This is a genomic window from Lacihabitans sp. CS3-21 (assembly GCF_024343675.1).
GTDB lineage: Bacteria > Bacteroidota > Bacteroidia > Cytophagales > Spirosomataceae > Leadbetterella.
The window spans coordinates 12444-39172 of record NZ_RJUD01000113.1; the positions used below are offsets into that span (position 1 = coordinate 12444).

The 26729-nt window shown below is 36.2% G+C and carries 14 protein-coding genes; 6 read left to right on the forward strand and 8 right to left on the reverse strand.

Annotated elements, in window-relative coordinates; genetic code table 11:
* Positions 1-56 precede the first annotated feature (56 nt).
* The 5 genes from EGI24_RS20015 to miaA all read right to left on the reverse strand — a co-directional run bounded on the left by EGI24_RS20015 (position 57) and on the right by miaA (position 15262).
* On the reverse strand, positions 57-9812 hold the full coding sequence (locus tag EGI24_RS20015; RefSeq protein WP_255050391.1) for an SdrD B-like domain-containing protein: 9756 nt from the start codon (positions 9810-9812) through the stop codon (positions 57-59).
* A gap of 368 nt (positions 9813-10180) precedes the next feature.
* Positions 10181-12478 carry an outer membrane protein assembly factor gene (locus EGI24_RS20020; protein ID WP_255050392.1) on the reverse strand — a complete coding sequence of 766 codons (2298 nt, stop codon included), beginning with the start codon at positions 12476-12478 and terminating at the stop codon, positions 10181-10183.
* Between the two features lie 44 nt (positions 12479-12522).
* Positions 12523-13584 (reverse strand): FAD-binding oxidoreductase, encoded by a 1062-nt coding sequence (locus EGI24_RS20025; protein ID WP_255050393.1) that lies wholly within the window; start codon positions 13582-13584, stop codon positions 12523-12525.
* Positions 13581-14270 carry a (d)CMP kinase gene (gene cmk / locus EGI24_RS20030; protein WP_255050394.1) on the reverse strand — a complete coding sequence of 230 codons (690 nt, stop codon included), beginning with the start codon at positions 14268-14270 and terminating at the stop codon, positions 13581-13583. The genes EGI24_RS20025 and cmk overlap by 4 nt, the downstream gene beginning before the upstream one ends.
* Positions 14271-14362: 92 nt before the next feature.
* On the reverse strand, positions 14363-15262 hold the full coding sequence (gene miaA / locus EGI24_RS20035; protein WP_255050395.1) for a tRNA (adenosine(37)-N6)-dimethylallyltransferase MiaA: 900 nt from the start codon (positions 15260-15262) through the stop codon (positions 14363-14365).
* 85 nt (positions 15263-15347) lie between these two features.
* Here miaA and EGI24_RS20040 point away from each other — a divergent pair, with 85 nt between their 5' ends.
* The 5 genes from EGI24_RS20040 (at position 15348) to EGI24_RS20060 (ending at position 19212) form a co-directional block, all read left to right on the forward strand.
* Positions 15348-16007, forward strand: coding sequence for a DUF4230 domain-containing protein (locus tag EGI24_RS20040; protein WP_255050396.1), 660 nt, complete (start codon positions 15348-15350; stop codon positions 16005-16007).
* A gap of 153 nt (positions 16008-16160) precedes the next feature.
* Positions 16161-16907 carry an isoprenylcysteine carboxylmethyltransferase family protein gene (locus EGI24_RS20045; RefSeq protein ID WP_255050397.1) on the forward strand — a complete coding sequence of 249 codons (747 nt, stop codon included), beginning with the start codon at positions 16161-16163 and terminating at the stop codon, positions 16905-16907.
* Complete coding sequence (locus EGI24_RS20050; RefSeq protein ID WP_255050398.1) at positions 16904-18451, forward strand: hypothetical protein; 1548 nt, start codon at positions 16904-16906, stop codon at positions 18449-18451. Before EGI24_RS20045 ends, EGI24_RS20050 begins: the two co-directional genes overlap by 4 nt.
* Positions 18452-18514: 63 nt before the next feature.
* Complete coding sequence (locus EGI24_RS20055; RefSeq protein ID WP_255050399.1) at positions 18515-18913, forward strand: nucleotidyltransferase substrate binding protein; 399 nt, start codon at positions 18515-18517, stop codon at positions 18911-18913.
* Complete coding sequence (locus tag EGI24_RS20060; protein ID WP_255050400.1) at positions 18910-19212, forward strand: nucleotidyltransferase domain-containing protein; 303 nt, start codon at positions 18910-18912, stop codon at positions 19210-19212. Before EGI24_RS20055 ends, EGI24_RS20060 begins: the two co-directional genes overlap by 4 nt.
* Positions 19213-19430: 218 nt before the next feature.
* On the opposite strand, the gene EGI24_RS20065 is transcribed toward EGI24_RS20060, so the two are convergent.
* From EGI24_RS20065 to EGI24_RS20075, 3 genes are all read right to left on the reverse strand, one after another.
* Complete coding sequence (locus EGI24_RS20065; protein WP_255050401.1) at positions 19431-20177, reverse strand: GLPGLI family protein; 747 nt, start codon at positions 20175-20177, stop codon at positions 19431-19433.
* 14 nt (positions 20178-20191) lie between these two features.
* Entirely contained in the window at positions 20192-23029 is a 2838-nt protein-coding gene (locus EGI24_RS20070) for an outer membrane beta-barrel protein (RefSeq protein WP_255050402.1), read from the reverse strand.
* A 171-nt stretch (positions 23030-23200) separates the two neighbouring features.
* Complete coding sequence (locus EGI24_RS20075) at positions 23201-23827, reverse strand: TIGR04282 family arsenosugar biosynthesis glycosyltransferase (RefSeq protein WP_255050403.1); 627 nt, start codon at positions 23825-23827, stop codon at positions 23201-23203.
* 190 nt (positions 23828-24017) lie between these two features.
* On the opposite strand from EGI24_RS20075, the gene EGI24_RS20080 reads away from it, so the two are divergent.
* Positions 24018-26726: a carboxypeptidase-like regulatory domain-containing protein gene (locus EGI24_RS20080; protein ID WP_255050404.1), complete on the forward strand. Its 2709-nt coding sequence runs from the start codon at positions 24018-24020 to the stop codon at positions 26724-26726.
* The last annotated feature ends 3 nt before the right edge of the window (positions 26727-26729 follow it).

Sequence of the window (26729 nt, forward strand, 5' to 3'; positions counted from 1 at the left end):
AAATAATTTAGTTTTTGAAATGAATGGAGAAAAAAATATTTCTCCATTCTTTAATCTTATCGTTTAATTGTAATAAAATTCACATATGGTTTACCTCCAAACAACCTCGGATTTGTACTTGATACCACGTAATAATAAGTGCCATCTGGAACATATTTATCTTTTTCAAGTCTAACCCCTGTGTTTGAACTTCCATCCCATCCATTTGGCTCATTAGAGTCCACATCTTGTGGGAATTCTTTAAAGTAATTTTCAGACCCAAATACCAAATGACCCCATCTGTTGTAAATGAAAATCGAAATATTATCGTCTTCTGTCAGATTTACTGTATTGTCTTTGTCTTTTATGACTAATACATCATTTAACCCATCTCCATTTGGAGATACACCACCATAAACAATCACATTTACCGCAGTGGTATCCGCAACTCCTGGCCCAATGGTGATACCAGTAGGCTCACTATCGTTTCCTGGATTTCCATCATTGTTTTTGTCTGGAACCAATCCATCTGTAGATTTATCAGAGACAAGAACAGTATCAGAAAGTGCTGTACCATTGACGGTGTTCAGATAGGTCTGTGCTTCAAGATCATTATTCATAACCTTCACTTTAAAAGTGATTGTGTCTGATGCACCAGCTGGCAGTTTACTTTGAGACGCTACCAACAAGGTCTTAACAGTATCGCCATCAAAGCTGGTATTTATTTTCAATGTACTGCTATCACTAAGCGTAGGCACTCCGATTAAAACATATTGGGTCTTATTACTGAACACATCATCCAAATCATCTGTCAATTGAACACTATCTAACGCAATGGCACCAAAGTTTTTAACTATCACTTTGTAGGTCAATAAGTAACTACCATCTGCACTACCAAGCGTATCCACAGATTTTGCGATTCCGAGCGGAGTTATAGGTGTTAGATCAAGTAAACCTGTAAAGTCAATAACTGTTGGGTCTGAATCATCAGATGGGTCACCAGATAAGTTTGTATCAGGATTAGTACCATCTGCTGAAGGGTCAGACGTAGAACCATCTGTAAAGTAACCAATTCCAAGAGCTATATTTTCATATCTCAATGTATCTGCTTGGCTCATATCAACTCTCACTACCATACCAATTGTTTTGGTAGTATTGAGCGGCAATGAACTCAATGAATCAGCCAATACATTGGTTAATTCTCCCTTACCAGTATAGTTGGCATTCGCTACCAAACCAGACTCTGGGTCTTTGATATAAACCGAGTCAATAATTACTTTGTCGCCGAAAGTATAAGCTAAGTTGTCTTGCAATTGAACTTTTGAGAATGGCACAATACCATAGTTTTTCATTACAAAACTAAATTCGATATCGAAAACCTTAGTTCTATTGGCAACTTTGGTAATTCCAACTAGTTTCTTAGCCAAACCTATCAATTCGTCAGGGATGTTATCGTTGAAATTCAATATGGTTGGATTTGAGCCTGCTGGAGCAGGATTAATTCCGTCATTTGAAACATCGGAAACAATTTGGCCACTTGGACTAGTAGTTTTTACTGTAACATTGTTTCTGAATGGGCCATTGTTACTATTTAACTTCACGTTGATTGTCCATTTCAAAGTATCAATTTTTCCTGGAATCATACTGCTAGAAGTTGATTTTAACAAACAAGTGTTTGTTACACCATTGAAGCTAGTATCGACTGCTAAGGTACTTCCAACACTTGTGAATGGTTTCACAACTACCTTTACTTCTGTTGGCGAAGAGAAAGTATTGCTAAGTGTATCACAAATTGATATATTGTTCAGGGTTAAATTACCACAGTTTTGTACAATCGCTTGATAGGTTACATTATAGGTACCATCGCTAAGTTTAGTTTTGTTTACAGTAGTAAGAGCGACCCCAACACAAGCAGTGATCTCCGACCCTTGGTTTTCTGTGCTAAAAATCAATTGCGTAGGTACACTTCCTGGTGCATCTGGATTTATACCTGAGTTTGAAATATCAGTCACAGTTGAAGTTGTCCCATTTGATAAATTTCCAATTCCAGAAGCAATTGCCTGATCTTGGAATTCTTTCTTATCTCCGGTAACCAAGTTCATAATAAATATGATGGTGTCTTGTTTTCCAATAGGCAAATTACTACTTGGTAACGTGAGTCTTGGATCAGAACTTCCATTAAATGCTGGATTTGAGGTCAAAGTGCTTGTCAAATTTAGTCCAGGTGTACCTACCATTGTAAATGAAGCAGGATCTCCGAAATATTTCGATAAAGTGTCAGTAACTATCACATTGTTCAAATCGACAGAGCCACTATTTTTAACGATTGCTTGGAAGGTAACATTGTAACTTCCATTGCCTTGTTTTACGGTATCTTTTACCGATAATACTATAGCTATACTAGGAGATTTAAACAACCTTACCACTGTAGGATCTGCTAAAGCTTTTACCACAACGCTTCCATCATTAGACACATCAGAAACTGTCTGATTGATACCAAATGCAGTCTTTCCTACTGCTTTCGCTATTGTATTGGTAGAATAAGGTCCTTCTGTACCCATAGGCAGCAAGTTTATGATAAAGATTACAGTATCTGTTTTGCCTGTAGGTAATTTACTTGTTATCCTGTTTAATACGGCTGTATTGGTAGATCCATTGAATCCGTCGTTTCCAACTAAGGTGCTTCCAACATTAGTTGTAGGTTTTTGAACCATAGTAAATTGAGTTGGACTTGGGAACATAGCACTTAGATTTTCCTCCAATTCTAATGAATCCAAAGCCACATTGCCACAATTTTTGATCAATGCCGTAAATTTAATATTGTAGCTACCATTGGTTTGTCTTATAGTATCTGCTTTGAAAGCTGTAGATACGCAAGTTTCTTGACAAGTAGTACACTCAATTGTAAACTCATCCATGTTGTTGATGATTACTGGGTCTGTTTGATCTGCAGAAATCTTTTTAACAACATTGCTAATAATACCTGCTTTTGTTAGTTCAGTAGCATAAGTATATGTTTTGGTTTCTCCAACTGCCAAGGCAGGTATTGTTACTTTCAAATTTGAGCCTTCAGTTAGCAATCCAGGAGTTCCGCCAAGAATCATCAAACCTTCTGGCACTTCATTAAGTACCACCACATTGGTTGCATTTGAAGGTCCATTATTTTTAATTTGGATGGTATATATCACGGTATCACCAATTGTCACATTTGTTTTATTACCTGATATAGTTACCTGAATATCAGCCACAGCTTGTGTAGTATCACAATTATTAGCTGTTACAACTACAGCGGCAGAATTTACAGAACGACATCCACCTGCATTTATATATTGAACTGTATAGGTGCCTGAAGTCTTAACCTTTATACTACTAGTGGTTGCTCCAGTACTCCATAGATGCGTGTAAAGCCCACTAGTACTTGCTGTTAGCGTTACCGAGTCTCCAAGGCAAATGGTTGGGGTTTTGCTGGTGGTTATAGTAGGAATTTCGATTATAGAAGTTCCTGAAACTGTAACAGTTATAGTATCTACAGCGGCACAAGTACCTGTGCCACAAGTAGCTGTATACATGGTAGTTATAGCTGGTGTTACGGTTATTGCGGTCGAAGTCGCACCTGTGTTCCAAAGCAAGCCGTTGGTACAATTTGTGGCTGTTAGAACAACCGATGCATTTGCACAAACTGTATCCTTGGATGCTGTCACTACTGGCAGTGTTTTGCTATTGACAGTAATCTCTTGACTTGTTGACCGTATACAACTTCCAGTTCCACAAGAGGCCGTATAAGTTGTATTTGCTATAGGACTTACTGTAATAGATGCGGTTGTTGCTCCAGTGCTCCAAGTCAAAGTACCTAAACAACCTGAGGCTGTCAGCGTGGTGCTTTGTCCTGAACAAATGAATGCATTTGTAGTAGTGATAACTGGTACTTCAGCTGGAGCTACAGTTATGTTAACGCTTGCGGTGCCTGAGCACGAGGCCGTTCCACATGTTACAGAATAAGTTGTAGAATTAGCTGGAGTAACATTAATTGTATTGCCTGTTTGACCTGTGTTCCATGTAACGCTTGAAGTACAGTTTGTAACGGTTAGTACCACAGGTGTACCAGCACAAACAGAACTAGAAGATGCTGTAAGTGTTGGAGCTTGAATTGTTCCAACATTAATTACTTTAGAGGCTACACCAACACATCCTTCTACTGTACAAGTTGCAGAGTATGAAGTTTGCACTGATGGAGAAACGGTTATAGAAACTGTTGAATCTCCCGTACTCCACCTTAAAGTACCTGTACAACCAGTCGCTGTAAGAGTGGTATTTCCACCTCCACAAACAGTTTCAGAAGTAGCAGATATTGTCGGAGTTTGTGTTTTTACAGTAATCAAGACTGGTGTAGAAGCAGGACTTACACAACTATTGATTGTACAAGTAGCTGAATATGTAGTATTTACAACTGGTCGTACTACCATTATATTTCCTGTTGATCCATTCGACCAATTGACTATTCCTGAACAATTATGAGCTGTAAATACCAAACTATCACCTGCACATATTCTTTCTGCTCCACAAGTTACGATTGGCGGAGCTGAGTTAATAACTACATTGATGGCTATTGAAGCATATCCGCTACAACCTGTGCCAGTTGCACATGTGGCAGTGTATGACACTGACGTAATTGGACTAACTTCTAAAGTATTTCCTGTACCCAAGGTTACTGCAGTATTTGAGGTAAGTGACCATGTTATTGTTCCAGTACAATTAGTTGCAGATAATGTGATAGGCGTATTTGCACAAATATTATTGCTTGAAGATGTGATAGTTGGAGTCATACCTAAACCACCTACGTTAACAGCCTTTTGTGCTGTTGCTGCACAAGTACCTGTTCCACAAGTTACCGAATAGGTAGTTGTTGCGGTAGGCGTTACCGATATAGAAAGTGTCGTACCTCCATTTGACCAAAGTATTCCACCAGTGCAATTACTTACTGTTAAAGTAACTGGCTCTCCACCACATGTATTATCTTTTGAAGCCAAAATTGATGGGGTTTGTGAAGTTCCAACATTTATCACCAATGGAGAAGATACTGAGCTAACACATGAGCCAACCGAACAAGTTGCCGTATAATTTGTCGTTGTAAGAGGCGAAACTGTTATGCTCGAACCTGTTTGACCCGTTGACCAAGTAACTACTCCAGTACAAAGTGCTGCTGATAAGGTAGTACTTTGTCCTGAACAAATGTTAGCATTTGTAACGGATAATTGAGGAGCAACTGGACTTCCAGTGATAGTCACCGCAACTAAATTTGAAGCATTACTAACACAAGTAAGTACACTACAAGTGGCGGTATAATTGGTTACAGAGGCAGTAGGACTAACCACTATAGACGAACCCAACATTCCGTTAGACCATGTTACCGTTCCTGAACATCCTGAAGCTGTTAAGGTAACTGAACCACCAGCACAAACTGTGGTAGATGAAGTAGCAACCAAAGGTGGGGCCACAGAACTTACTATAATTTGGACATTATTTGAATTTGGACTAAAACATGTTCCTACTTGACAACGAGCATTGTAAGTAGTAGTTATAGTAGGATTGACTGTGATGATATTTCCAGTCATGCCATTCGACCAAACAACTATACCGTTGCAACCAATTGCTGATATGGATACATTCTCTCCTGGGCAAATATAAGGATTGGCACAAGAAATCAATGGAGTAGTTGGATTACATGGCTGCTGAACCGTAATAGTATAGGTATCGTCATCATCCTCATCTCCTCCATTATTTGGAGTTGAGTCAGGATCTAGTTGATCTGATTTCGTAACCTCTGCTCTATTCAAAATACTTCCAGAGCCAGTTACTGTAGCTGTGATATAGAACTCCTCCGATGAATTAGCCAAAATTGTAGCAAAACTTGCTGTTACTGTATTTCCAAGCACCAAGTTTTGGTCAGCTCCTGTTGCAGAAACCAATGTCAATCCAGACGGTAATATATCTTTTATTTCTACATTAGTGGCAGCAATAGGACCTAAATTAGAGATTCTCACGGTGTAAATTACATTGTCACCTACAGAAGGGGTCGAATTATTTACCAATTTTTGCAAACTTAAATCTGCAGTTGGATTAGGTATAGTTACAGTCAAAACCTCATCATCATCATCATCTTCATTCAATGTTAATCCATTTCCTGGTGTAGAGTCGCTATCCAATTGATCGGCGGAAGCAACTTCAGCAACATTTATGATGGTTCCTCCAATAATTGCTCTTGCTGTATAGGTTAAATAAACTGTTTGACCTGAAGCAATTGTAGGAATAACTGTCGATAATAGGCCACTTGTATTTGTTAAACTTGAGCTAGAAACAAACTGTAATCCAGAAGGTAATCTGTCTTCTATTCTAACATTTGTTGCTGGATCTGGACCAGCATTGTTTATTTGTAAAGTAAAGACGATGTTATCATTCTGATTTACAGCACGTTTATCAGCCGTTTTCAATAATGACAAATCAATGATTTGAGCACAGTTTTTAGATGTTACAACCAGTACTGCAGGGTTGCTGTAGCAGCCTGCTAATGATTTTTCAAATAAATAATAGGTACCCGCACCAGCAGCCAAAGGGTTTGTTACCAAAGCTGAAGATGAAGAATTTCCAACACGCCATTCAAAAACACCGCCAGAAGAAGTTGTTCCATTAACAATATGACTATTTAAATTAGCCGTTTCTCCAATACACACTTCTACAGATGGATCAGTTACAGGACTCAAAGGTCTTTGATTTACCACCAATGCAATTGGTGTCCGATCAGTTGGACAACCTGGAGATACCGTACTCAACTGAGCATAATATACTGTGGAGGTGGCTGGATAAACCAAATGATTTTGACCGCTGTTGGTCGTAAATACTGCTGAACCTCCAGAAGGCACCAAATACCAATTAATACCTATACCATTAGAAGAAGTTGCAGTTAAATAGGTTGAATCACCTGAACAAATATCGCTGTCTAAAGCGGCGATAGTACTAATGCTTGCACAACTTTGTACATAGAAACCTGCATCAATTGTTTGATTAGATTGACCTGCAACTAAAGAATATGTGCCGGTTTTTCCTGTGGTGGCATTTGCATCACTATCGATGCTATCATTTCCTCCTGAATTTGCCGAACTTGATGTATAGCCAGATGGTCTATCAAAGGCTATAACATAATCTCCAGGTATTAAACCAGTAAAAGAATACTGACCATTTGATGCGGTTGTTGTGTTTGTTATAAATGTCCCGCTTGGACTTTCCAGGGTAACCGTAACCCCATCAATTCCAGGCTCTCCGACATCTTGAATACCATTCTGATTGGTATCTTGCCATACAAAATTACCAACTGAAGCAAAAGCGGTTACCGTAATATCCCCAAAGTCAAAATCATCCTCATCTCCACCAGTTTTACCGTTTTGGTTTATGGCATTATCAACAGAAACTCCATCATTACTTTGATTGTTATCTGGACTTGAGTCAAAATCAACTATTGCCTCACCAACTGGACCTCTTGCTCTGCTAATTTCAGCTGAGTTTCTAATGACTCCTGCGGAAAAACTTGGACTTACTACAAAATCTATGGTTAAAGGCACCATTTGACCAGCAAGAATAACCAAATTAGGATTATTGTAAACAGCCGTAGAACCAACTTGTGTCCAATCTGGATCGGCTAAAACCAAGCCATTTGGGATATAGTCAGTTATTTGAACTTCGGTAGCCATCACGGTACCTTGGTTATATATATCTATTTTATATGTTAAATTTGAACCAGGGTAATATGGACCAGGGTTCAACAAAGTTTTCTGTAATGCTAAGTCATAAACAGCTACCTGACTAATATTTATTGTACTGATATCAAAGTCATCTTCGTCTCCACCAGTCTTGCCATTTCCTGTAATAACATCATCTTGAGATACGCCATCGTTTGTACTGTTGGCATCAGGAGTGGAGTCAAAGTCTGTCAAAATTTGTCCAGCAGGTCCTCTTGCTGAGGAAATCTCAGCAGAATTTGTTATTGACCCTGTAGCAGATGGTGAAACATTAAAGGTGATGCTCAAATTAGTAGTACTTCCGGCTGTCAATAAACTAAACGGGGTTACCAAAGTGGCTATTGAACCCACTTGTGTCCAATTGGCATCTGCCAAAGTTAGTCCTGTGGGTATATAATCTGATATTTGTATATTTGTTGCATTTTGATTTCCCTGATTAATTATCTCAAAATCAAAAGTAATTTGGCCACCAGCGACCACGCTAGAAGCTACAGAGGTTTTTCTCAAAGCTAAATCAAAAACTGGTGGAGGGATTACTGTAATAGTACCAATATCTGAATTGTCACTATCACCACCTGTTTTTCCATTACCGTTTATAGCATTATCTACAACAGTACCATTGTTATTGGGATTGCTGTCCAAATCTGAGTCAATATCTATAACCGCTTGTCCAATAGGTCCCAAAGCGGAAGAAATTTCTGCAGAATTACTAATTGAACCTGTATAACTTGGCGAAATATTAAATGTAATAGTTCGAGTTGCGGAGTCGCTTGGGACTATTGTTGTAATAGGCGTATTTAAAGTAGCCACATTGCCGACTTGCGTCCAGTTAGCATCAGCAAGCGTAAGTCCTGTAGGTATATAATCTGAAATCTGAACATTGGTAGCATTGATATTTCCTTGATTGTAAGCTTTCAAAGTATAAACAACTTGGCCACCAGCCGTTATGGTCGTCGAACTCGGTGTTTTTCTAAAAGCTAAATCGAATATAGGACCTTGTTGCAAAATAATAGGACAACATCCTGTAGCCGAACATTGGGTAAGTGAGGTGGTAAATGTATAACTACCAATACTTCTTATTGTTAATGAATTGTCGGGATTTACAGTTGCTTCAGCCGCACCTGGTCCTATCGGAAGATTGTTTCTAAACCAAGTAATCCCAGTTCCATAGGAAAAGGGAGCTGGAACTTCTACAGTGTATTCATCTCCAGTGTACCACATAATTGGTACAGAGAAACAAGAGGTGGCCATATCATCTTCTGTCAAATCGGCATCACCTGGAACTGAATCAATATCAGTGTCAGGACTCGTTTTTACTTCAGCCAAATTAAAAAATACACCTGAGCTAAGCGTCACACCGTTTATTTCTAACCTAACCGAATCTCCTCCTGCTAAACTTGGGACTGTCCAACTACCCACTCCAGTAGAGGTAATATAGGACCAAGACCCTCGAGTCTGAGTAGTTGAAATCGATCCTAAACCACCAATTGGAATAATATCTTCAACAACTATATTAGTAGCTGTGGTATTTCCTTCATTTACCAAATACACCGTAAACTTTATTGGAGCACCCACAGACGGAGTAGTATTACTTACCGACTGTCTAATAGCCAAGTCAACCTCAGCTCCAAATGCAGCTCCAGTTGAAATAAGAAAAACCACAACAGCCAATAAGTTATATTTATATCTCAAAAATACATTATTGAAAAATGACAATTTTTTTAGTTTTGGAATTTTTCTAAATACCCCTAGCATATATTGAACTAAGAAGCATATTGATTTTTTTAGTGTGAAAAGGTATTTCATTAGTTTAGGAAATAAAGAACTGTAATTTATATTTTTGTGTAATTTGGCTTGTATATCCATCGTATTAATACTACCATGCTCTGCAATTCCAATAGAAGATATATGCCCTTGGGCTGTAATTGAAAAATTATCACTTTCACCCAATAATTCATTAAGCAAGGAAAAATCCAAAATTGAAGTATCCCCATCTTCAACAGTCAGTTGATGGCTTTTTTTGGTAGAAAATGATGTCTTCATTACGTATACTTTTTTCATTCAAGAAAACTAAAATCCTTAAAAAAATAATAATTCTGGAACCGATTAGAGCCAATAAGCCCTACTCATGACTTTAATGTATCCAAAACTATGCCAATTAGAAAAAAATATATACTTATTTGATTGGGTAAAACATCAGATATGCAACATACTGATAATGTGACTCTTGCAGAAATTAAGTTTTAAATAAAAAACTCTACCTTTTAATAATATTTTGGGTAGGTTGTATATAAAAGTGCTATATAGCATAGCTACTAAAACTATGCCAAAGGAATCCAATAAAATTTAGTAAGCGATGCCAAATTGATTTGAAAGTGCTAAAAACGAGAAGGTGATATTTCCCGAAAAACTTAAAAGTCTTTGCCTATGGAAATGTATAATTTTGGTTTTGAAAATGCTTTATCTTCCTTTCCTACTGCATAATCTGCTTTTACGAAAAGGCCTAAAATGGTGGTTCTTAAACCCAATCCCGTACCCATTAGAAAAGGGTTTTTAAAATTGGTGACTTCAGCAAAAAATGGACTGATACCATCTGTACCTATTAGTATGGTATTGAGGCTGTTTTGCCTACTGAAAGGCCCTTTATTTCCATTCCAGGCTGTTCCAATATCATAAAAAGCTACTAATTGAAGACTTCTTAAAAAAGTACTAGACATCGAACTTCTAGGGAAATATTCAGCCAAATGGCCTCTAAGCTCAAAATTGGAAAGTATATAATTGTTGCCAAACAATCTTGCGAAATCGAATCCTCGCAATTGACCTGGGAAATTATAAAATAATATGTCCCTAAAATCACCCGCTGGACCAGGCAAAAGTCCTTGGGCATCATAAATGGTACGATTAACAGTATTTTCAGCCCCACCTAAATAAGAAAATTTAGGTGAATTCCCCATAGACCTACCAAGATTAAATCTACCTGCTAACACCAAGCCTTTGACTAGCTTTTGATAATGTCTAAGGTCAAAGTTTAAGCTTTCAAAATTTTGCTTATTGTCTTTAAAGTTGATATTTTTTTCCACTGAAAACCTACCCTTGGTTCCTAAGTCTATTCCGTTTGAATTGGTTTTGGTGTTGTCATATACCAAATGTGCCCCTCCAGATATGTAAAGATTATTTAAACTTTCTCTTCCTGGTAATTCATAGTCAATGTCAGTTGCTTTCAAAATCGACGGAACAAACTCGAATTTTAAGTTTTCAGAAAACGGATAAATTACACTAACAGAAAACTTCTGAGATACAATTCTACGCGAAAGCAATATAGTTTTGTCTGATTGAGGATAAATTTTAAGGGGCCTAAACAAATAATTATTATCCTCGTCTATCCCTTCAAAATTTATAGACCGCTTCTCAAACTTAAACACATAATCTATCTTTTTAGAAAAATTACCATAAGAAAGTGTATAATCATAATTTTTAAAAAATGGAGCAGAAGGACGCACGTAAGTCTTCAACATAAAAACATTATTCTCTAACAAATCATTGAACATCAACTTATAACCTACACCAAATCTACGTGCGGGGTCTATAAGAATGTCTAGGTCGTTGCCACCAGAAACCAATAAGTTGTTATAAGATTTAACTTGACTGAGTTTAAATGCATCCCCCGATTTTTTCAAGACATCACTTTTGATATCCTCGATTCCTAAATTTGGAACGTCTTCAGTTTTCTTTAAAAGCTTGAATTTTTGAATATTAACTTCATCAAATACGTAATTATCAGTGTCTATCTCCCCACTTTTTAGATTTGAGATGGTATTTCCAACTACCGGTTTTATTTCTTCTTGTTTTGTGAGTTCTTTAAGAGGTTCTTTTAAAACACTACCTTCTAAATAAAATGCACGCCATTCTCTTTGAAACTTGGTGAATGATAATCCCAGCGTACTGGTAATACTAGACTGTTCATTTCGAATAATACGCGTGAGATTTAAAATATTTGATATATTATCCTTACCGTATTTTATGGCTATATAATGCCAAATTGACTGACCAATGAGCTCTGCATCTTTGCCACGCAACTGTGAAAGCTTATGATGCTGATTTTCAGCAATTACAGTTTTAAACTGTTCGTACTTTGATGAATTATCAGATTCTGCTATGTAAGCAGAAATACCGCTAATGTACCAATCTGGCACCATAAGTAACAACTGACTTTGTACAGCTTCTTTCAAACTCCCCCCGTAGAGCATATCATATACAAACAAATTAGCTATTTCTTTTATGAGCTGATTATAAAACAAAGAATCACTCTTTTTATATGGAAGCTGAACCCTAGCCTTTGAAAGATTCAAGATCCCGCCATCCAAATCTAATGGAGCGGTGTTGCCTATATTACTTTGTTTTTGATCTTCTGGCGAGTTATAAATAAAAACTTTCATGACCGAAAAAGGCGTGTAGCCAAGAGTTTCAGTCACTTTTTCGTATTCTTCTTCGGCTTTTTTAGCTGCTTTTTTGGCTAAATCCTCCCCCCCTCTGTAGAAATTAAACTCGAAGTTGTTGCTTTTAATGGTTTTCCAGTCAAATCGTTTTTTTTGAATTTTACTTTTGCCAAACTCCTCCCCTGTCACGCCATAATAACGTTGAGCAAATGATGTAAAACTCAGAAAAACCGACAAAACCCCAGTAAAAAGTAATGTTTTTATAGACTTCATTAGTTTAAGAAAAGGTCAAGAATTCGAACGAAACCAATTTATTATTACGAATATAACGCATAATGCCTCTCAATGTTTGCTTCGGGATTAATATCTTTTTGTTGAAAAATAAAATCCAAGAGTTGTTTTACAAAATACGGTGCCAGAGAAACGCCCTTGGTGCCAAGTCCATTGAAAATATACATGTACTTATAAGCAGGATGTTTTCCCAAAATAGGCCTTCGATCTTTGGTAGATGGCCTCACTCCAGCTTGTTGAGAAGTCACCTCAAATGCTGTTTTGAGTACCTTTTGGACATTGAAGAGTAATTCTTCTTTTCCATTCTCTGTATTTTCAAAATCAAGTTCATGCCAGCTGTAGGTAGCTCCAACTCTCACTTTATCGCCACCAAGCGGCATTATCCATTTCCCTTGATTTACAATTGGTTTTATCTCATAATCTTTGATAGTGCCAAGAAGCGTTTCTCCTTTAACTGGATTGAATGGTAGCCAACTAAAAAATGGATTATTTATGACGTTGAAGCCCTCACAAAAAATTATCTTTTCAGCAAAAATATCTTCATAATAAAAGCCTTCGTTCTCAATTTTCAATCTGATGTGGTCAAACTTTCCTGCGTTAAACGAATCATTAGACTTTAATTTCTCTTTTATTTTGGTCAGCAAAATGGGTACATCTAACCATCCTGCCTTTTCAGTAAACATACCACCCAAATTCGCCTCAAAGTGGGGAGAGAAGGCTGAAGTATCTTCCAAAACTTTTATATAATCTTTTAGTTGATGTTTTTCAATTTGATTCAGAAAGTTTATCTTGCTTTCTTCATTTGCGAAAGGCCTGAACAAACCCGTTTGATGAAAAAAACTAGCCTTAAAATCCAATTCCAAGCCGCGATAATAATCAAATAACAAACCAAAAAGCTCTTCAATTAACCATGTTTTTGCCAAATATTTACCTGTAACGGGATTTACCATTCCACCAGCTACCATGCTCGAAGATTTCATGCTTAGATCTTCAAAAACTAAAATCTTCTGACCATAATTGAGTAACTCATTTGCCAAAAGTGAACCAGCTAAACCGCTTCCTACTATTAAAAAATCGTATTTTTTCAAGCTTTCCATTTTTTAAGCACCACCATGTCTGCCATTAGAATAACTTGGTCTACTTGTTCATCGAGCGTCATAAAAGTGGTATCAATTACCACCGCATCTTCTGCTTTTTTTAATGGGCTTTCAGTTCTTGTGGTATCAATAACATCACGCTTTTTGATGTTTTCGAGTATATCTTCCAAGTCAAGTACTTCTCCTTTTGTCATTAATTCTATCTGTCGGCGATGTGCTCGTATAAATGGATCAGCTGTCATAAAAATCTTCAGTTCTGCGTCAGGAAACACAACAGTTCCAATATCTCTGCCATCCATTACAAAACCTTTTTTCTTACCCATTTTTCGCTGTTGATCTACCATAGCATGTCTCACAGCAGCTATTGCACTTACCTCACTTACTTTGTCTGCCACATAAAGTTTCCGAATTTCATCCTCCACATTTAGTCCATTCAAATAGGTCTGGTTCTGCCCAACTGCATTAATTCTAAACTCAATAGTTATATTATTTAAAGCGGTCTCAACTTCCTTAGAATTTGACAAAGACACATGATTCTGAATAAAATATAGCGTTACCGCTCTATACATCGCCCCAGTATCAATATAACTGTACCCCATGCTGGCAGCTGCCTTTTTGGCAGTGGTGCTTTTTCCGCATGAAGAATATCCGTCGATGGCAATTATTATTTTTGACATATTTTATATTTTTTTGGAAGCTGGTATTTTCTGTTAATCCAGAAATAAAAATAGTGTTTCTTGGTTAATTTTTGCAGGATTAATTGAGTTTTTTATATAATCTTGTTAGATATAAACTCCTTAACGCTTTCAAAAGCTTGAGCATCAAACCATTCGAATTTATCTTTATTTTTAAACCAAGTCATCTGCCTTTTAGCATATCGACGTGTATTTCTTTTGATAAGTTCAACCATTGTGGCATAGTCATATTCACCATCAAAATACCCAAATACCTCTTTATACCCTACTGTTTGGAGTGCGTTTTTAGATCTAAAATTCCTAAGAGCATCCACTTCATTCAATAATCCATCTTCCAACATTTTATCCACCCTCTGATTGATTCGTTCGTAAAGTTCGTTTCTTGGCCGCTCTATTCCTATCTTAATAATTTCATAAAAATGCTCTTTCTGAGTCTTTTTCTTGAAACTTGTGTAGGTTTTCCCGGTACTTAAGCAAACCTCCAAAGCTCTTATTAAACGTTGCGTGTTTTGAATATCTAAGCTCAAATAAGCCTCCGGATCTAAAATTTTTAACTCATTTTGTATTACTTCTTTTTCACCGTTTTCTAGCCTCTTCATTAAATCAGCTCTTAAATCAATGGGTGCTTCTGGCATATCATCCAATCCGTTAACCACTGCGTCAACAAACAATCCAGAGCCTCCTGTCATTATAACTACATTGTTTTTTTTAAAATATTCTTCTAAAAAAACACTCAAGTCTCTCTCAAAATCGCCAGCACTAAACAATTGTTCGATACCCTGAGAATCAATAAAATGGTGTTTAATTCCATTCATTTCCTTCCAGCTAGGTTTGGCCGTACCAATGCTCAGCTCCTTATAAAACTGCCGTGAGTCACAGGAAACTATATCACAAACCAACCATTTTGCGAGTTTTACACACAAATCAGTCTTGCCAACGGCTGTTGGTCCAACAATTATTATTAAAGTAGGCAATTTGGCTTCGATAAGGAATTCTGTAATTTTTGAACAAATTTATGAATATGTTCTTAATTTAGATTTTCAAATCACAAAATACAACATGGAATTTCTTTTATTCATCATAGCTTTGGCTGTTGGAAGCTTGGCTTCATGGCAGGTTTTTAACTGGATATACGGTAAAAAGCTTAAAGACAATACAGAAAGTTTAAGAGTAGAATCCAACGTTTTGCTTGAAAGAATTGAAAAAGTATTTAAAGTAGTATTGGCGGAAGGATATTTCACAGAAATCTATGACCATAATTCCAAAAAGGAGTTTTGGGGACTGTTTAAATCAAGCAACAAAGCATTGGTGGTGGCAAAAGCGAAAGTATCTGTAGGATATGATTTCAGCAAAATGAAGTTTAGTAGAGAGAATTCGGAAAGAAAACTTGTAATTGAAGAGTTTGCTCCCGCCGAGATACTTTCAGTCGATACAGATTATAAATTTTACGATATCAATCAAGGACTTTTGAGCAAATTTAACAACGAGGATTATACCTCTATACTGGCAGAAGCAAAAAAAATGATGCAAGAAAAAGCACAAGAAAGTGATTTGCCCTTAATAGCTGCCAACCAAGTGAAAGTAATGATGAAACAATTAGCCGCCTCTATGAACTGGGAGTTGGAAATAAAAGAGATTGGCGGTAAAAAGACCATTTTGCTCGAAGACCAAGAGATTCTACCAAAAGTACTCGAAAAAGCGTCTTTTAAAGAGATTTGAAATTTGCAAAACTTCTCTATCGTTAAATTTAAAAATCAAATATTCAGGAGAATAAAGACTTTATAAATAAAGCTCAAAAGCATTCAATGCTAAAGATTTTTCGGTCAAAAAATCTTTTATGATTACCTTTGCGACGAATAACCAAAAATATTTATGGCATTAATAGAAGAACTGGAAGATCAAGGAAATGTATTGTTCAGATACAGAAGTTACATCCCCATAGTCTTTTTGGCTTCTGGCTTAGGCGTTTATGCCTACAAAATTTACGATATGAGCTACCCAGGTTTGGGTTTTAACTACTGGCTAATTTGCTTGGCTGTTGGTTTATTGGGGCTGTTGGTGCGAACTTATGCTGTCGGCCATACCCCAAAAAATACTTCAGGAAGAAATACAGCCGAAGGTCAGGTAGCCGATGAACTAAACCAAACTGGCATCTACTCCATCGTAAGGCATCCTTTGTATTTAGGTAATTTCTTGATGTGGTTAGGCGTAGCTATGATAACAGCCGACTTGTGGTATTTGGTGGCATTTACATTTACTTACTGGGTTTACTACGAACGCATTATGTTTGCTGAAGAAGCATTTCTAAGAAGAAAATTCGGTGAGCTTTATCTCACTTGGGCCTCTGATAAACCTGCATTTATACCTAAACTGAAATCTCCAATAAAACCCAAATATCCTTTTTCGATTAAAAAGATTTTGAAAAAAGAGAAAAACGGCGTGGCGGCCATGTTTGGCTTATTTTATATCTTCGAAATTGTGGGTGAATACATCAAATGGGGCGAATACACTTTTAAACCAACTTTTTGGTTTTGGGGCTTTGCAGTCAGCACTGCTGTATATTTGATTCTGAAAGTTATCAAAAGATCTACTAACCTGTTAGAAGAAGAGGGCCGATGAAAGCGAATTGGGATGGCATATTGACCAAGGCTTCTTATCTATATTTGAGTCTTCCATTCCTGATATTTTGTCTTGCATGGCTTAATCTGACCTCTTCTATTGCGTTCTCGAGCATTACACTGGTTTCCATTACTCTTTGTTTAAAAAACGTTCATTCTGATTTCTCTATAAATTATTTGGTAAGCAAAAATCCGAGAGTCATTTGGGTATCACTGCTGATTATTTTGTTCATCATTTTTTTCTCAGGTATTGGACACTATACTTACCAAAATAATGACCACTTGTATCGTGGAGCCTTGTTTGCCGATTTAGTAAAGTATGACTGGCCAGTGATGTATAAAGTTTCGGGTTTCCCTGGGCATTTTCTGGAAGGAAAAACCACTATGATGACTTATTATCTCGGTTTTTATCTTCCCGCAGCAGCTGTTGGCAAAGCTTTTGGTTTAGAATTTGGCAGATTTGCTTTGTTTCTATGGACTTTCATTGGAACAGTTTTGGTGGTTTTCCAAACGGGCAAATACCTCAGAAAATTCAACTACAAACTCCTTTTACTATTTTTTGGCTGGGGAACATTATTTTTTATTGGAGCACTATACAAAAACTCTTTCATAGATATTTATACCGAAAAAGCCAATCCACTTTGGGCGGGGATGATTCTCTATGCTGATAGCAACTTGGGACTTATCTACTGGACTTTTAATCAGTCGCTTACAGCTTGGCTAATATTGCTTTTAATATTCAATAAAGGGCCAAAACAGAACATTATCTTTTTGTATAGCCTCACATTCTTCTTGAGCCCTTTTGCCTTTGTGGGTATGTTTCCGTTTATCATTTTTAGTGTTTGCAAAAACTACGAAGGTACACTTAAATACGATTTATGGAAAAACGTAAAACATTATCTCAGTTTTCAAAATATCATTGGAGCGGCTCTTGTAGTTGGTCTGAATTTTATTTATATCGACTCTAACAAGGCAGGTAAGTTTTTCCAAGTGCTGCACCATAGACCAAAAATACTGATTGTATTTTATCTGCTTTCATGGGCAATTATTGCCTTTTTGATCAGTTCAAAATTCAAAAAAAATGCACTTTATTGGCTGGTTATTATTGTCCTGATTCCTCTTCCATTCTTTCAGCAGGGTTTTGGCATTGATTTCCCTGGAAGACTTTCTATACCTGCATTGTTTTTCTTGATGTTGTTGGTTGGGCAGTTTTTGATTGAAGAAAAATCGGGTTGGAGAAAATGGGCAGTTTTGGCCTATATGGGTGTGAGTGCCATATGGCATATTGGATTTGAGGTGGGCAAACCCATTATCTGGACCTCAGCCGAAAACATCAGTCATAAAACCGACTGGGACGACCAGCTGATGGCCGCAGAAAATCCAAAACTTCAAAAAGTTGGGAAAATACTCAAAGATATCGAAGGCAAAGATATTCTCATTCAAGACCACAAAACCATCGTAAATCCAAACAATAACGTCATCTGGAACTACATGGCCGACATTGAAGGTTCGAGATTTTATCGGTGGTTTGCGAAGAAGAAGTGAAGGTTTGTAAAATTTAATTTATAGCAAAAATTTACTATTTTTAGATTTTAAATATTGAAGTCTATGGACAATCAAGATATTAGGTGGAAACAGCGATTTGAGAACTACAAGCTAGCTCTAGGAAATCTTACTGAAGGCATTGAAATTTCGAAGCCGTCAGATCTTGAAAAATCAGGAATAATACAGATTTTTGAATACACTTTTGAGTTGGCATGGAAAACCATGAAAGACTATCTCAAAGAAGCCGATATAGAAGTAATCTTTCCAAGAGAAGTATTAAAAACTGCCTTTTCTTATGAAATAATAGAAGACGGTGATACTTGGATTGATATGCTTGAAAAAAGAAACCTGATGAGCCATACTTATGATAAAAAAAATGCAGAGCTGGCTTACAGTCTGATAAAAAACGCATATTTTGAAAGGTTAAAAACATTGGAAAAATACTTGTCTGAAAAACTATGAATGCATTTGGAATAAGTAATCGATCCTTTGAATACATCAAGCAAACTTTTGAAAGTTATCCTGAAATAAAAGAAGTCTTGGTTTTTGGAAGCCGAGCAAAAGGAAATTATAGAAATGGCTCCGACATAGATTTGGCTATAAAAGGGTCTGGAAACTGCTTAAAATTGGCCCTAGACATTTCAGGCATTTTGAATGAAAGTCTCCCAATTCCTTACCAAGTGGATGTTTTGAGTTATTATGATTTAGAAAACTCGGATTTAATATCTCATATTGATAGCGTAGGAAAGTCTTTGTTTTGAAAACTTAAGATAGACATACGGTTTAATAAACTTATCTTGAAAAATCTCTCTCATCTAACCAAAGTAAGTTCGACAGAAAGAGAATTTAATCCTTGTCAAATCTGTTCAATCCGTTTGAAATTTATCGATTGTCAATATGTTTTTTGGGTACAAATTATGGCCAAAAAAAACCTCGTTCATGCAATCAAAAACGAGGTTTAATCTTCAAAAAAACATTCTTAATATCTAATAGCCCAAGGGAAATTGTGCATTGCTTCTTGCTGTTTAATATATTCCTCAGTTTCCTTATTTAGAAAATCAATATCTACTTTTTTCCCTTTTAGCTTTTTGGGTAATTTGGGTATTTCTTGTGTAGCCGCCAATGTAATAATGCTGGGTGTATACACGATGGCATCATCGTCAATGTTTATTTCGAGAATCATACCTGGCAAGCCTCCAAATCTCTCTGGGCCTGCCGAAACTGGAATATCTGTGGTAAACCAAGCTACGATGTTTTGTCGTTTCACAGGATCATAAGTGGATGCTTTCATACAAATATACCCGCTCACTTCCTTTATCTCATTCAGGATTTTCCATTTACTAAACTTCAATGAATCCTCCACCACATAGGATTTTCCCAAAGTCTCGTACAATTCCAAAATCTTCCCATTTTCAAAATCTCTGGTAATCACCATCAGGTCATTTCTCCAAGAATATGTGCCATCCTCTGATTGTTCTTCTTGATTTTCAAACGTATAATGGCTTTGTTTCTCATTAAAAGTCAAGACCATTTTTTGTTTATATTCTGTCTCATTTTTCCAAGTCTGGGCCATCCTATCTTTCTGTTCTTTAGACAGATACGTGGCTTTGCTCTGTATTTTCACCCAATCTCTTTTCTTTTCAAACGTAATCTTCCCTGCCGAGTTTTGGGCAAACGTGGCTTGTATAAAACCTAAAAAAAATATCGCAATTATTATCTTTCTCATTTGATTGTTGTTGTTTAGTTTTCCCATCTTGATTTTTTGACACTTGCCGCCACTCCACGCATATTGTAGGTATAAGACACCATAAAATAGCGAGACAATGTTTGTGAAACTGTACTTTGAATAATGTTTTGGAAAGCACTTTGTCTTACCCCTACGTTTTTCTTAAACGCATCGTACAAACTCAATCTAATCTCTGATTTTTTGGCTTTCCCTACCACTTTATAAGTACTGAGGTTCAAAATCGGGAGTTTCTGATCAAATCCTAATTTGGTATTTTTATATTGATTATAATTAAAATCTGCCGTCAAAAACACCGATTTGGGCATTTGCAAAACCATGTTTGCTCTTACCGTATTATTAAAAAACTTTTGATCTTGACTACTGCTTAGTGAATATTTGGCATTGTTAATACCTGTAGAACCTGACAAAAACAATGAAAACCAATCAACTGGAGTAAGGTCTAATCTAGCATTTAGGTTTACATTATTGTTCTTATTTTCGTTCAATTGGTTATTTATGTAAATCAAATTTTTACCCATATTGCTATAGGTACCCACCGATGCCGAGGCTTTGGTTTTCTTTATCGGAAAACCAAAATTCACTGAATAATTAAAATTGTCACCACCAGTTATGTTTTCAGGTGTCAAAGTCGTGATTAAACTGCTATTGATTTGCTGATTATAAATAACTTGATTTTTGTAATAGTTATAACCTACGTTTGTCCAGATATTGATAAACGAAACAGGGTTGTACATTCCAAAGCCCAAAGAACCACCCTGATTGGTAGTGGGTTTCAAAGAAGGATTACCAACTTTGATAAAAAGTGGATTTGAATTATCAGTGAACGGTTGTAAATCTCGGATTTTAGGTGCTTCCATGCCTACTTCGTAGCTTCCATAAAGATATTTGTTATTTTTAAGGTCAAAATTCACACTGATATTGGGTAGCAAAGCATCATAGGAATTAGAAATTTGACCAATGGTTGGTTTTCCCTGATCATTTGAAAGTATTCCGTCCAACGAAATTCTTTGAGCAGCCATGCCAAAAGCAATATTGAATCCTTTGTTGGAATATCGCAAGGAAGAACCTAATCTGTTATTCGTAATGGTGTTGTCAAAATATCTACTCAGAGAATCAACTCTTGGCTTGGAATCGCTAAATAAATCAAAAACGTCTCTGTCAACCAACTGATTGGTATTTCCAAAATTATAGAAGGTCTCCAAGAAGAATTTCTTACTTAATGGCTCTATAAACAGTACACTCGATTTGATTTCTTCTGTGTTGGTAAATGCCCCAACGTTTTGATTGATATTTGGTATTCTTCCAAAGAGCGGGAAGCTTTCTCCAGTAACTTTAAACTCTTCGATGTTTGATTTCTGAATACCTTCTTGATCGTTATTGTTGACATTGTAAGTGCCAGATAAGGCAAAATTTCTACCTTTTTTCATAAACTTATGACGGTAAATCAAAGCTGTCGAAAGAATAAAATTATCTCCCTCAAAGCCATTCTCAGAGACTTGGTTCCTGAATTTTTCACTACTAGTATTCAAAAACTCTTTAGAACTATTAGATTGTTGCGAACGCGTTCCTACTTTCCCGTTTACGTTCAAAACTAGTGTATTTAATGAATCTATCTGTTTCTCAAACCTAAAACTCAGTCTATGGTTTTCTGAGAAATTACGATTCTGGCTTATCTCATTATTGAAATAATTAGAAGTAGGCAAGAAAGTCTGAGCGTTTACGGTTTGATCAAGGTTTTGAGTTGTTTGATTGAAAAAGTAATTTGAACTCACCTTCGTTTTTTTGGTATCATAGTTATAGTTTATACCACCCGCAAAGTTTTTAGACAATCCTTGACCTGGCCCCCACGAACGTGGCAACTCAAGACCTTCCTCTTCGTTATCATCCCAGTAAATAAACCGCATACCACCTTGGGAAAATCCGAAGTCTGCGTTGTCATTCCAATTATATGATTGGCTACCTCTAAAGTCCTGATAATCATTATTCGACAAACCCGATTGATTGATATTATTGCCAAAACCCACCACATTAAATTGGTTTTTGGAGTCAAATTTATTGTAGTTGGCCTTAGCCATTACACGTTCGTCTGTTCCAGCTCCAATGGTTCCCTTACCGAAACCACCCTTCTTAAATTCCTCTTTCAGTTCAAGATTTACTGTTTTTTCTTTTTTACCGTCATCTATACCCGTCAATTTTGATTGCTCAGATTTATCATTAAAAACCTGCACTTTGGTAATGGCTTCTGCTGGTAAATTTTTAGTAGCTAATTTTGGATCGTCTCCAAAAAATCTCTTACCATCCACAGTCACTTTTTTCACCTCTTCGCCTTGTGCTTTTATATTGCCATCGGCATCAATCTGAACACCCGGCAATTTCCTAAGCAAATCTTCTACAGTTGAGCCAGGCGGTACTTTAAATTTACTGGCGTCGTATTCTACGGTATCTCCTTTGATGTTGATGGGTGCTTTTGCAGTTCTTACTACTACCTCAAAGAGTTCCTTTTGTATGGGTTTTAAAGTTATTTTACCCAAATCTCTATTAAGATTAGCAGCATCAAATTTGATAAGTTCTTGCATAGGCACAAAGCCCAAAAACGTGGCTTTAATCAAATAATCTTGCTTTTTTACATTCTTAAAAATGAAGTTCCCATCGGCATCTGCTCTTACAAAAGTAACCAAAGATGAATCTGATGGAGTTAGTAAAAACACAGAAGTAAAAGAGAGCGGAGCGTTTTCGTTGTCGATAAGAGAGCCTTTGATACTGTAGCCATTCTGGGAAAATACCGTAAATGTGGACAAGGCAAAGAACAATAGTAATAGTCTTAATTTCATAATTAACAGTTTATTAGTGAATATTCGAGTGCAATTTGGATTTGGTTTCTCTTTTATAAAAATGTAAAGCATGTATTTTACAATTTTTAACAGTTTGTTGTCAAAGCATTTGTAAAAATATGATCTCTACGAACGACAAAAAAGATAGTTACAAAACTAAAACATTAGTTTTTATAGAATATTGTATAAGTCTGGAAAATTTTTCAAATCATCTTCCGTATCAATGTCGCTGAGGGTTGGGAGAAAGTTGCAAGCGTAGGAAAATGAATTTATGACCTTCAATGCTTCCTGAGCCACATTTTCATGACTCCAGGACTTATTTAGGAAAATTTGCTGTAGAAAAGTATCTGAATTTATTTTTTTAAAATTGAATCCAATGGCATAATATCCACCATCATGGGAGGCTCCCAAAACCACTTCTGAGTTTTCGAGGTATTCAAATCCTTGGTTAAGGATATCTGTAGTCACCTCATAAATATCACTTCCTACAATTAAGGCTTTGGAATACCCCATTTCTTTGGCTTTCTCAAATGCTGAAAGCATTCTTTGCCCTAAGTCAGGTGATTGAATTTGGAGGTTTTTATTGAAAATGTGGTTTTCCCAAATATCGTTTTTATCTACAAAAGAAGAATAAAACAAAAGTTTATCAGCTGAAACTTCTGAAGATTTGTCGTGGATATTTACCAGAAGTTTCTTAAAAACTTCCAGTGCTTTTTCATTACCAATGGTGGCCGCCAATCGGGTTTTTACTTTTCCGAGTTCAGGGTTTTTTATGAATATGAGGAGAGCTGAGTTCAAGCAGATAAAAGATTAGTTAAATAATACGAACGTAAAAAGCTGTTTACTGTATTTTAATAGGCAAAGATAAATACGCAAAATTAATTGTCTTGGAATAACAATTTTTATTTCTAAATTGAGAGATTCTTTTAACTACTGTTTCCCAATTAGGAACCTGTCACCTTTTAGAGACAAATACTTCATGAATAAAATGAAAAAGTTTCTTGGCACATCTATTACCCTTTTACTGCTCATTTTACAATTTAGTATTTCATATTCTCAAAAAACCATCAAAGGCAAAATTATAGACCATGAAACCAAAGAACCACTGGCCTACGGAACAGTAATTATAAACAATACCACTAAAGCAACTACTTCTGATGAAACCGGAAATTTTATAATCAATGATGTAGGATTGGAAAAGTTTGAGGTGGTGGTCAGATATGTTGGCTATGAATCTTTTACAAAAGAAATAAACCTCCTAGGACAAACTAATGTCGACATTACGATAGAGTTAAAACTCGTGCAAAATCTGATGGGAGACTTCGAGGTTAAATCTCAAAAAGATAAAAACTGGCAAAAACAATATCAGCAATTTCTAAAACTATTTTTCGGCACAAGCGAATTTGCACAAAAATGCAAAATAGAAAATCCATACGAAATTGAATTTGCCAAAACCGAAAATGGTCTTAAAGCAACCTCAAAAGTACCGTTAAACATCACCAACCATGCGTTGGGATACAAATTGATTCTTGACTTAAAGGAATTTCTCTCCAATGGCAGCGACTACCGAATTGTTTCCAATATTTTCTTCATAGAACAAACGCCAACTGACATTAAACAAAAACAATCGTGGGAAACATCCCGAGAAAAGGCCTTCAAATACAGCAGTAAGTTTATATTTCAATCTATTCTTCAGAAGAACTGTTATCAGGAATTTTACGTACCAAAGAAAAATTCGAACGCAGTCCGGGGAAATTACTTCTACTCAGAACTTGATAAATCAATAGAAAAACTAAAGATTGAAAAGATTAAAATTGACACTTTGGCGAATGGAACTTTCAAAATATCTGTGCCAAAAAACCTTGAAATTCATGCAAAAAACCAAAAACCCTATAACAATCCTTATTCTGACATTAGCCATTCAATAAGTTGGCTACAGGCCGAAAATGACTTTATATTGACGGATAAAGATGGAAATGCTTTAAATCCTTACGATATTTTTCCTGCTGGCGACTTAAATTCCCTTAAGATTTCTGGAATACTTCCCTTAGATTTTCGGTCAAAAGAGCAAGCGATTGTCTCTCCAATCAAAAACGAAGAAGTTGTCACATCAAATTCAGCCGAAACGACAGAAAAAATTTCAATACATGCTAACAAGTCGAGATTTTATGCGGGTGAGACCATTTGGTTTAAAATTTATCAGGAATACAAAACAACCGCTGAGCGTAAAAGTGGCGTAGTTTATATCGATTTGTTCAATGAAAAAGGGGAATTGCGAAATTCGAAAATTTTGCGTTCTGAAAATGGATCAAGTTGGGGAGAGTTTAATTTGTCCGACACACTCCAAGCCGGAAAATATGCCTTAAGAGCTTATACCAATCAGATGAGAAGCTCTGGTAAATCTTCAATAGCAGAAATCGAGATTCTCACTAGCAATGAAAGTTTTACGACCAATATAGAAGGCAATTCGGATGAATCTTCGAGCATCCTTGAATTAGAAAAAACAATTTTTAAAAACGGCGAGCATTTGACATTTGGTGTAAACGGTCAGCCTAATGAGTCCTATTCCATTTCGGTTGTTAAGAAAGAATACAGTTCAAAGTCATTTTTTGAAAACGAAACAATCACGCAACACGGAAGAAAAGAGAATATCTTTCCTGTAGAAATTGCGGGAAGAGCTTTTGTTGGTAAAACTACTAAAAAACCGGAAGCCACAGTTTGGAATTTCGGAGCCAACTACAGCAATGTGGAGTTTTTGGAATCTGACAAAAATGAAAAATTTCTTCTACAAAATATTTTTCAAACTGACAGCATAAGCCTTTCATTAAAAGGTTATGACAAGAAAAACAAACCTTTAAGAGATTTAGAGTTAACTGATTTTGGCAGGCCTAATTTTGATTACATTTTCTCAAAATCCATAAAAACTGTTACAGAATATCAAGAAACCGGGATTAAAAACAGTCCCAAATCTTATGATTTTGACCTTGAAAAAATGATATTGCTGGATGAAGTAGAAATAAAGGCTAAAAAATCGGAAAACCCACAACTGCTCAAAGAACGAAAACTTTATGGTAACCCAAACAAAAGTTTTAACACAGAAGAAATAGTCAAAAGTAGTGCACCTAATGTATTGATGACTTTAACGAGCCTTTTACCCAACCTAAAAACTGTTTATGATGTTGAAAAACACACTCTAGATATTAGGTGGAACCGTCCAGGCTTTTTAACTCCACAGAGACCAAGCATTATTGTTGATGGACTTGAAATTCAGAGCCCAACTGATATTCAACATTTAACTTCCTCAGCCATAGCTAAAATTGATATCTATCAAAATGCAGTTACATCTGTACAAGGTGCACAATCTTTGATAGTAATTTATACCAAAACTTACCTAAACGAACCATCAAAAAACATTGCTAAGAAAAAAGACCCAGATGTAAAGACTTTTAAATTCTTGGGCTTTTCAAACCCTAAATCTTTCTATTTGCCCACAAAAAACAAAGATGGGCATCGGATAGGTCAAATAGAACAGAGGTCAACCATCTACTGGAATCCAAATATCGAAACTGGCGAGAATGGAAAAGCTCTTGTTTCATTTGAAGTATTGTCTTTGCCTGGAGAATATGTGATTGAGTTGGTCGGAAAAGATGAAAAAGGAAAAGTTATTTCGGAGAGAAAAATGATAGAAATAAGGTAAATT